This window comes from Anaeromassilibacillus sp. An172, assembly GCF_002160515.1.
Taxonomy (GTDB): domain Bacteria; phylum Bacillota; class Clostridia; order Oscillospirales; family Acutalibacteraceae; genus Limousia; species Limousia pullorum.
The window spans coordinates 32,514-42,155 of record NZ_NFKS01000028.1 but is presented as its reverse complement, the minus strand read 5'-3'; the positions used below and the strand labels follow the sequence as shown (position 1 = coordinate 42,155).

The window sequence follows — 9,642 nt, the reverse complement described above, 5'->3', positions numbered from 1 at the left end:
CCTTATCATTTGGCCATCTCCCTTCAAGTATTCGACACACTTAAAGGATAGCCGATTTTAAGGCGTGGGTCAATTTCTTCCCGACTAAATTATACTCCGGCGAGTACACAAGCAGTATTTTTCACCATATAAATTCATTATTTTACCACAATTTGCACCAAACACGCCGATTTACACCAGATTAGTATAAATCGTTACAGCGAGTATAAAACTTTTATTGGTATAACCATATTTTATGACTCTAATCAGAAAAACTTCATTATTTTGTCTAAATAAATCGTTACGCGTAAGTATCAATTTTTGGCTTTATTACTGGATTTTCGGACAACAAAAATGCACCCAATGCATAATACTGTCAGAATTATGCATTGGGTGCAGATTTGGCAAAGACTCCATATATTGATACTTTGCACCATTGATATTTAATTGTTAACTTGAGTATTGATTTGTTCCCTTTAATTTATCATTAAATTAATCTCTAAAATATAAATCTCTTGTATAGACTTTATCCAAAACATCTTTTATATCATCATTATATCTATTGGCAATTATTACATCTGATATATTTTTAAATTCATCAAGGTTTCGTATGACTTTGCTATTATAAAAAGAATCTTCTTTCATGGTTGGTTCATAAATTACAATTTCTATGCCCTTTGCCTTTATTCTTTTCATAACTCCTTGTATTGAACTTTGTCTAAAATTGTCTGATCCAGATTTCATTGTTAGTCTGTATACTCCTACAACTTTCGGATTTTTTGCAATAATTTGATCTGCGATAAAATCTTTTCTAGTAGAATTAGCTGCTACAATCGCTGAAATAATATTTTGAGGGACGTTGTTATAGTTTGCTAATAATTGCTTTGTATCTTTAGGCAAACAATAGCCACCATATCCAAACGACGGATTATTATAGTGATTACCTATTCTTGGATCGAGACCAACACCTTCTATAATTGATTTTGTATTAAGGCCTCTAACTGCAGCATAAGTATCTAACTCATTAAAAAAACTCACGCGCAAAGCAAGATAAGTATTAGCAAAAAGTTTTACTGCTTCAGCTTCAGTTGGATTCATAAATAGAACAGGTATTTCTTCTTTTATCGCTCCTTCCTCCAATAGATTAGCAAATATTTCAGCTTCTTTATGCAATCTCACATTTTTAACCGGAACACCAACAATTATTCTGCTGGGATATAAATTGTCATACAGTGCTCGTCCCTCTCTCAGAAATTCAGGACTAAATAAAATATTATCACAACTAAATTTTTCTCTAACACTCTCAGTATAACCCACTGGCACTGTAGATTTAATAATCATAATCGCATTCGGATTAACTGAAATTACTTGCTCAATTACGCTTTCAACACTAGAAGTATCAAAATAATTTTTTTTAGGATCATAATTTGTAGGTGTTGAAATTATTACAAAATCTGCATCACAATAAGCACTATCTCCATCTGTTGTTGCTAAAAGGTTTAATGTTTTCGATGAAAGATATTCTTCAATCTCTTTATCAACAATCGGAGATTTTTTATTGTTAATAAGTTCGACTTTTTCAGGATTAATATCTACAGCCGTCACAGAATTATTCTGTGACAATAATACTGCCATAGAAAGTCCTACATAACCAGTACCTGCTACTGCTATTTTCATATTATACATTCTCCTTTAATTTGTAAGATTAAATAATATATTCTTCCTTCCCTATCATCTATATTTCTTAATATAAGACTTTAATTATAGATGTGTTTGAACCATAGTAATATGAATCCAATCATATATAATTCTAATTAGATATTATAAAAATCTTTATACCACTCTGCAAAGTTTCGCAGTCCTTGGCGAAGACTTGTATTTGGTTTAAAACCAAAATCTCTCTCTAAAGCCGTAGTATCTGCATACGTAATCGCTACATCCCCTGGTTGCATTGGAACAAGTTTTTTATGAGACCCAAAATCATAATCAGTTGGTAGCACACCTGCTCTGACTAATTCTTCTTGCAATATAGTTACAAAGTCTAACAAGTTTTCAGGTTTATTATTTCCGATATTATACAAAGCATATGGGGGAATCGGCAATCCATCTTCACCATTTTCTTTTTTAGGTGGAGATTGGATAACCATCATAATTCCCTTTACAATATCGTCAATATAAGTAAAATCCCTTTTACAGTTGCCATAATTAAATATTTCAACCGTTTCACCTTTTATCAATTTATTTGTAAATCCAAAATAAGCCATATCTGGACGTCCTGCTGGTCCATAAACTGTAAAAAAGCGAAGACCTGTTGACGGAATATTATAAAGCTTACTATATGCATGAGCCATCAGTTCATTAGATTTTTTAGTAGCAGCATAAAGAGAAACTGGATTATCTACTTTATCTTCTGTAGAATAAGGTATCTTTTTGTTAGAACCATAAACCGATGAGGACGAAGCATATACTAAATGCGATATTGGATATTTACGACATGCTTCTAAAATATTGTAAAAACCAATTATATTTGATTCTATATAAGCATCTGGATTTGTAATTGAATAACGAACACCGGCTTGTGCCGCAAGGTTAACTACAATATCAAAATGATATTCACTAAATATCGCATCAATTTTATCCTTATTACATATACTTTCATTAATAAATTTCCAAGAAGATATTGGCTTAGTTTTTGCTAATTCTTCGATTTTTTCTAATCTGTAATTTTTAATCGAAACATCATAATAATCATTAACATTATCTATTCCTACAATATTTATAACTTCACATGTACGTAACAATTCTAAAGCTAAGTTTGCCCCAATAAAACCCGCAGAACCTGTAATCAAAACAGTTTTACCTGTTATATTATAATCCTTCATATCTATCCTCTTTTATAAATAGAAATCAAAATTTTCTCCAAACCATTTTATTAACTACACCTGTATATGACTGAATAATTTTAACTACCTTTGTAGATACATTTTCTTCAATATAATCGGGAACAGGGATTCCATAGTCACCACTTCTATTCAATTCAACTGCTGTATCAACAGCTTGCAGTAAACTGTCTCCGTCTATACCAGCAAGAACAAAGCAACCTTTATCCAATGCTTCTGGTCTTTCAGTAGATGTTCTTATACATACCGCAGGAAATGGATAGCCTACGCTTGTAAAGAAACTTGACTCTTCCGGCAATGTTCCTGAATCAGATACAACTGCAAACGCATTCATCTGCAAGCAATTATAATCATGGAAACCAAGAGGTTCATGCTGTATAACTCTCTTATCAAGTTTAAAACCTGTAGACTCTATTCTCTTCTTTGATCTTGGATGACAAGAATAGAGAATAGGCATATCATACTTTTCAGCCATCTTATTTATCGCATTAAAGAGTGAAAGGAAGTTCTTCTCTGTATCAATATTTTCCTCTCTATGAGCTGAAAGAAGAATATACTTTCCTTTTTTCAATCCCAACTTTTCATGAACATTTGAGGCTTTAATTTTTTCCAAATTATTGTGAAGTACCTCTGCCATAGGTGAACCTGTAACATATGTTCTTTCCTTAGGCAATCCACAATCAGCTAGATATCTTCTGGCGTGTTCAGAATATGCCAAATTAACATCAGAAATTATATCTACTATTCTTCTGTTCGTTTCTTCAGGCAAACACTCATCTTTACAACGATTTCCGGCTTCCATATGAAATATAGGAATATGAAGTCTCTTTGCACCAATGACAGAAAGACAACTGTTAGTATCACCTAAAACAAGAACGGCGTCAGGTTTTATTTCCACCATAAGTTCATAAGACTTAGCAATAATATTGCCCATTGTCTCACCTAAATCTTTTCCCACTGCATTCATATAATACTCGGGATCATCAAGCTCAAGGTCATGGAAAAATACACCGTTAAGATTATAATCATAATTTTGACCTGTATGCGCAAGTATAGTATCAAAATAAACTCTGCATTTCTTGATCACCGCAGCAAGTCTTATTATTTCAGGTCTTGTTCCAACAATAATAAGTAACTTTAATTTACCGTTATTTTTAAAACTAACCTTGTTCTCCATTCGTACTCCTCCATTAAAGCGGATATTCTCTAAGTTTTATAACTTCACCTGCATCAAGCTTCATACATTTAGGCACTCTATTTTCAGCCTTCACAATTGCTCCAGGTCCAATATGTACTCCTTTTTCCACAACACAACCATGATCTACAATCGCTCCACAGTTTATTATACAAGCTCTTTCAATTTTTGTATCTGTGTTAATTATTGCATTAGGAAAAACTACACAACCATCAGCAATTTCTGCTTTAGGGCTTATATATGCTGTAGGATGAATTATTTTAGCGAGTTTTACTTCGTTATTTAAAAATTCTTCTTCCCAATTAAGTCTTGCTTCATTATTTCCAAATGCAGGATACACAACTGTATTATCATCTATAAAAAGCTTATATTCTGAACATTTACCTGATGCAAGTTCTGAATTATCATCAAGAAATATAATTTCACTAAAAAGTCCAGTCTGTTCTGCCACATCTGCCACGGTTTGTCCGTGACCACCCGCTCCAAGAATTACAAGTCTTTTCAATCTTTACACCTTCTCAAAAAAAGTATCAGGACGATTCGGATCAAACTGCTCGTTTGCCCACATAACTGTTACAAGATTTTCAGTATCAGAAAGATTTATTATATTATGAGTATATCCAGGAAGCATATGAATAGCTTCAATTTTATCTCCGCTAACTTCAAACTCTATTATTTCATCTGAGCCAATTTTTCTTTCCTGAATAAGACCATGACCCGCAACTACAATAAAAAACTCCCATTTTGAATTATGCCAATGCTGTCCTTTTGTTATTCCGGGTTTTGAGATATTAACTGAAAACTGCCCACACTCAGTAGTTTTCAATAGCTCAGTGAAACTTCCTCTATCATCAATGTTCATCTTTAAAGGAAATGAAGTTTTTTCTTTAGGCAAATACGAAAGAAATGTTGAATAAAGCTTCTTGGCAAAAGAATTATCTGGTATCTTAGGCATTATCAATGTTTGTGGCTGACTTTTAAAGGATTCTAACAAGTCAACAATTTCGCCTAAAGTAACTTTGTGAGTTTTTGGAACAGCGCAATATCTTCCATCATCTTTAAGAACAGTTTCTATTCCATTAAATTCGCAATGATGTTCTTTTCCTTCAATTGCATCAAACATTTCTTCTATCAAGTCGTCTATATACAGCAACTCAAGTTGAATATTTCTGTCGTTTACTTGAATAGGCAAGTCGTTGGCTATATTATTGCAAAAAGTGGCAACAGCAGAATTATAGTTAGGTCTACACCACTTTCCGAAAAGGTTAGGAAAACGATAAACAAAAACTTTTGCACCTGTTTCCTTTGCATAATCAAAAAATAATTCTTCTCCTACTTTTTTGCTTCTGCCATAATCACTATCATATCTTCCAATAAGCGTTGCCTGAATAGAGCTGGAAAGTACAACAGGACAGGTATTATTATATTTTTTTAATATATCAATAAGTGTTGATGCAAAACCAAAGTTTCCCTTCATAAACTCTTCGTTGTTTTGTGGACGATTAACTCCTGCCAAATTAAATATAAAATCTGCATTTTGGCAATATTCATCCAAAAGGGAAATATCAGTGTCTACGTCAAATTCATATATATTATCAATAGAAAAACTTCTTGTCCTGTTTTTTCCGTTTTTTATATTGTATAAATTAGCTACAAGGTTCTTACCGACAAAACCTTTCGCACCTGTAATTAGAATATTCATCTTATCTACCCATCTTTTCCAGCTCGTCTCTTATATACTGTAAGGAGAGAAGCTTTTCTTTTACTTCTTCTACTGAGAGCAGTTCTGTATTATTAGAATTAAACTCAGTAAGTGTATTTCTTTCTGCATCACCATCGGTAAAGTACTTATCATAATTCAATCCTCTATTATCAGCCGGTACACGATAAAAATTGCCCATATCGATAGCTTTTGCACACTCTTCATTGGTAAGCAAGGTTTCATACATTTTCTCACCGTGTCTTATACCAATGATTTTAATATCCTCTTTGTTTCCGCCAAACAGTTCACACACAGCTTCAGCTTGTGTTTTGATAGTACAAGCAGGAGCTTTTTGAACCATAATATCTCCGCTTTCGCCATTCTCAAAAGCAAAAAGTACAAGTTCAACCGCTTCTTCAAGAGACATAATAAATCTTGTCATAGTTGGATCAGTAATAGTAATCGGGTTTCCGTTTTTAATCTGTTCAATCCACAAAGGAATAACAGAACCACGGCTACACATAACATTACCATAACGAGTGCAGCAAATCTTTGTTTTTTCAGGTGAAACTGTTCTTGATTTTGCAACAGCAACCCTTTCTTCAAGAGCCTTTGTTATACCCATAGCATTTACAGGATAAGCAGCCTTGTCTGTTGAAAGGCATATTACCGATTTAACACCAGCTTCTATAGCAGCAGTAAGAACATTTTCAGTTCCTATAACATTTGTCTTAACTGCTTCCATAGGAAAGAATTCGCAAGATGGAACCTGTTTAAGGGCAGCTGCATGAAAAATATAATCAACACCTACCATAGCATTTCTAACAGATTGAATATCGCGAACATCACCAATAAAAAATTTAATCTTATCAGCAACTTCAGGCATCTTAGCTTGATACTCGTGACGCATATCATCTTGTTTTTTTTCATCTCGAGAAAAAACTCTTATTTCTTTGATATCTGTATTCATAAAACGATTTAAAACAGCATTACCAAAAGATCCTGTTCCTCCAGTAATTAATAATATTTTATTTTTAAAAACACTCATTATATATCTTCCTCCAACTTTTTATAATAATGTAAGCAAAATGATATTATTTATATACAACTGCTTGTTTGTACAAAATCACATCAACTCGAACCACATTAAATTACAGATTATACACTGAATAAATTCCAATATATGAAAGAGCATATAATATGAAATAAATAATTTTTGACTATATTATATCAATTTAATATCGTTTATTATCAAACTTTTTTATTATTTTTTGCAATAGTCTATTAAATGAAAACGATTTTTTATATTTAGGAAACGAAAGAAGTTTAAAAATAATATTTTCATTGGGAAAAGTACCTTTTTTCATATAATAGTCATACAAATATAGTAATCCAAATTGCTTTTCATCAGGCAAATGTATTAAAGATACTGCATCAAATTTATAGTTAGTTGATACATAATAAAAACTTCCAGTCCAATATACATCAATATATGGACTTGCATCTCCTACTTTTTCTGGATATTTTGCATAATAAATTGATGAATACAATTCATCACCAATGTTTTTGTCTATGTTCTCTATATTACTTCTTAAAAAAGAATATATAACATCGCACTCATTAATAAATAATGATAATTGTTTTTTGTTTCCTGCAATAAAACCACCTCCTGTTTTTATAATTTTTTTATTATTATTTAAAGTTTCTCCATAAATTTGTCTGTAAATATCACTATACAAACATCTTGTGTTATGATTATAACGAAATTTACTAGCAAACATCAATATTTTGTCATCTAATTCCAACCACATATCACTAATTGAACTGATACAGATTTCATCACTGTCTAACTCTAAATACAAATCATAATTTAGTTCATTTAGTACATATTCTAATGCTTTAATCTTAAAGAAAGCTAGTGACCATTTAAAATCTGATGGCATTGTATAATTTTCAAAAGTTGTATTAAAAATCAAAATATTATTTTGTCTATAAATTTTTTTAAAGTTTTCTGGTATTTCAAAATTTGTAACGACTGCAGTTTGTACATCAGCATTGTATCTTTGAATTGATACTAATAATACTAGCGCATTTTTCAAATAAATTATTATGCCATTTTCATTATCAGTATTTATATTTGCAGACATAGAATACTTACTTTTATATGCTAATGGAACAAATACTAATTTTTTACTCATTTGCTATTCTTACCTTTCTCAGAAAAAGTGATCTCTTCTGTACTTTAAAAATCTCATATTTAATGATCATTAATTTTTTCTCAAAAATAAATACCTATAAAAAATTAATAAAATATTAATATAAAAATCCTTTTATCCTTTATGTTTTTTTGAAAATTTATTTAAAATTTGTTTTAACAGCGAAATTATGTACTGAAAAGCCTCTGATTTCCTATAAATAATACAATTAAATATATTTGGTACTACAAAGCATACTATCATTTTAATTATAAAGCTAAACAAATCATTTTCAATTAATATAATTCTTGTAATTCCATAAGATAATCCACACAAAAAAATTGTTTGCAATAAAAGACGAGTTGACAATAAATAATATTCTTTACATTTCGTACCAATAAAATAAATTAAAAATAGTCTAGTTTTTAAAATCCATTGAATTAATTGCGAAAATACAGTGCCCATAAAAATACCGCTTAAACCATAAAAATAAGCACAAATAACTGATATCAACAAATTAGATACTGCACCAATTATTGAAATATTTCTATCTTCCTTAAAATATCCAACTCCCCCCAATGAATACCAAATTGGAGTTTTAATTAATTGTATATAAAAGGAAGCAATACACCAACCAACAACGCTTATATCAAGTAAATAGGATTCTCCAATCCACAATTCAATAAAAGGATTAAGAAGATTAAATAGACAAACACTACAAAAAGAAACTGCAAAATAAAAAATAACTGTTAATCGCTTCATTACTGTATATGCATATTCTTTTGATTCTGAAGCAATCATATTTCCAATACTCGCTTGTGTTGCCGTGATAAATTGTGTAAGAAAAGCTTGTACATAACCAATTAACATAGCGTAATTAGAATATAAACCTACTACTTTCAAACTAATCATAGCTGAAATTAAAATATTATCTGTTGAACTCACAATTACTGTAGAAACTTTTCCAGCAAAAATATTTTTGACATCACTCATTATTTTTTTTCTGACTAAAGGTTCAATCTGCGTTTTCTCTTTTAAATAAGGATATTTTTTTGAAACTAAGCTTGCCTTTATAAATCCAGCAAACACATTTACTACTATACCTACTGTTACATAAATGATATAGTCACGAAATATAATTAATACAATTATATTAGCTATCGTATTAATAAACCTAAATATTGTATCGATATTTGTTAAAATATAATTTTTCTGGTCCGCAATAGCAAGTGTATATTTATAAGAAAAAAAATATGAAGAAACTGTATTAGCAATAGATAGAATATAAATAATTCTAATATATGACAATGTAAATTCAGATTCTTTTATAATGAAACCTAAAAATGGAAGAATACTTAATCCTAAAATCAATACAAAAATAGCAACAATTCGATAAGCAACTTTATAAAAATTCATAATACCTACTATTTTATAGGTATCTTTTTCTGCTATCGGCTTATAAAGATGAAATGCAATCGCTGATGAAAATCCTAATTCGCTTAAAGATAATAAGTTTAAAATATTACTAAACAAGCTAGATATACCTAAATAATCTGAACTCAAAAAATAAATGAAAATTGTTCGTCCTACAAATCCTAAAAAAATATTTGAAATCTGATACACTGTTCCCCAGATTCCATTTTTTAACACATTTTGAGATCTCAAATTAAT

Annotated in this window: 8 protein-coding genes; all 8 read right to left on the bottom strand. The window is 30.4% G+C overall.

What is annotated here, in order from left to right; all coding sequences use genetic code 11:
• Nucleotides 1–471: 471 nt before the first annotated feature.
• On the bottom strand, nucleotides 472–1,656 hold the full coding sequence (locus tag B5F08_RS11495) for a nucleotide sugar dehydrogenase (RefSeq protein ID WP_087379563.1): 1,185 nt from the start codon (nucleotides 1,654–1,656) through the stop codon (nucleotides 472–474).
• Between the two features lie 137 nt (nucleotides 1,657–1,793).
• A complete protein-coding gene (locus B5F08_RS11490) occupies nucleotides 1,794–2,861 on the bottom strand; it encodes an NAD-dependent epimerase/dehydratase family protein (RefSeq protein ID WP_087379560.1) in 1,068 nt (355 codons plus the stop codon).
• Between the two features lie 25 nt (nucleotides 2,862–2,886).
• Nucleotides 2,887–4,056 carry a non-hydrolyzing UDP-N-acetylglucosamine 2-epimerase gene (wecB, locus tag B5F08_RS11485; RefSeq protein ID WP_087379557.1) on the bottom strand — a complete coding sequence of 390 codons (1,170 nt, stop codon included), beginning with the start codon at nucleotides 4,054–4,056 and terminating at the stop codon, nucleotides 2,887–2,889.
• Nucleotides 4,057–4,069: 13 nt separating this feature from the next.
• Complete coding sequence (locus tag B5F08_RS11480) at nucleotides 4,070–4,579, bottom strand: PglD-related sugar-binding protein (protein ID WP_087379554.1); 510 nt, start codon at nucleotides 4,577–4,579, stop codon at nucleotides 4,070–4,072.
• A 3-nt stretch (nucleotides 4,580–4,582) separates the two neighbouring features.
• The gene (locus B5F08_RS11475; protein WP_087379551.1) at nucleotides 4,583–5,776 is read right to left on the bottom strand and encodes a capsular polysaccharide biosynthesis protein CapF; all 1,194 of its coding nucleotides are present in this window, start codon (nucleotides 5,774–5,776) and stop codon (nucleotides 4,583–4,585) included.
• 1 nt (nucleotide 5,777) lies between these two features.
• Nucleotides 5,778–6,824, bottom strand: a complete 1,047-nt coding sequence (locus B5F08_RS11470; protein WP_087379549.1) for a polysaccharide biosynthesis protein — start codon at nucleotides 6,822–6,824, stop codon at nucleotides 5,778–5,780.
• Between the two features lie 187 nt (nucleotides 6,825–7,011).
• On the bottom strand, nucleotides 7,012–7,974 hold the full coding sequence (locus B5F08_RS11465) for a hypothetical protein (RefSeq protein WP_087379546.1): 963 nt from the start codon (nucleotides 7,972–7,974) through the stop codon (nucleotides 7,012–7,014).
• A 132-nt stretch (nucleotides 7,975–8,106) separates the two neighbouring features.
• Nucleotides 8,107–9,636 (bottom strand): lipopolysaccharide biosynthesis protein, encoded by a 1,530-nt coding sequence (locus tag B5F08_RS11460; protein WP_087379543.1) that lies wholly within the window; start codon nucleotides 9,634–9,636, stop codon nucleotides 8,107–8,109.
• Nucleotides 9,637–9,642 lie beyond the last annotated feature (6 nt).

What these genes read in the sequence shown, in the direction of transcription:
- B5F08_RS11495 (WP_087379563.1), bottom strand. Translation starts at nt 1,656, where the DNA reads ATGAAAATAGCAGTAGCAGGTACTGGTTATGTAGGACTTTCTATGGCA.
- B5F08_RS11490 (WP_087379560.1), bottom strand. Translation starts at nt 2,861, where the DNA reads ATGAAGGATTATAATATAACAGGTAAAACTGTTTTGATTACAGGTTCT.
- wecB (WP_087379557.1), bottom strand. Translation starts at nt 4,056, where the DNA reads ATGGAGAACAAGGTTAGTTTTAAAAATAACGGTAAATTAAAGTTACTT.
- B5F08_RS11475 (WP_087379551.1), bottom strand. Translation starts at nt 5,776, where the DNA reads ATGAATATTCTAATTACAGGTGCGAAAGGTTTTGTCGGTAAGAACCTT.
- B5F08_RS11470 (WP_087379549.1), bottom strand. Translation starts at nt 6,824, where the DNA reads ATGAGTGTTTTTAAAAATAAAATATTATTAATTACTGGAGGAACAGGA.
- B5F08_RS11465 (WP_087379546.1), bottom strand. Translation starts at nt 7,974, where the DNA reads ATGAGTAAAAAATTAGTATTTGTTCCATTAGCATATAAAAGTAAGTAT.